The 341-nt window shown below is 58.4% G+C and carries 1 protein-coding gene; it reads right to left on the reverse strand.

Translation table 11 applies throughout. The annotated features are described in order from the left end of the window. Positions 1 to 341: cation diffusion facilitator family transporter (locus H6B10_RS15800; protein ID WP_204652401.1), on the reverse strand; the 341-nt coding region annotated here is incomplete at both ends.

Genomic DNA, 341 nt, shown 5'->3' on the forward strand with positions numbered 1-341 from the left:
GCCATGAAGGCCGAGGAATGGATCAGCAAGGCATAATGGCGGGTATACCAGTACATGGCCTCCTTGCCGGCGATGGAGACAATGGCGGCTGCCAGTGCAATGGCGCCGGGCACAGCCAGGGCCTGGTAGTTGCCGGAGAAGATGGTTTCCAGACCGGCCTTGCCAATGCCCAGGCCGGTGAGCAGCAGCACACCGCCCAGCAGCAGCGAAGCGATGCATTCCAGCCGTTCATGGCCATAGGGATGTTCCTCATCGGATGCCTTTTTGGACACCTTCACACCGATCCAGGCAATCAGTGTTGTGAGTACATCCGAGAAGGAGTGGATGGCATCGGAAATCAT

The organism is Gemmiger formicilis, assembly GCF_016901605.1.
In the GTDB taxonomy this organism is placed as follows: Bacteria; Bacillota; Clostridia; order Oscillospirales; family Ruminococcaceae; genus Gemmiger; species Gemmiger formicilis_B.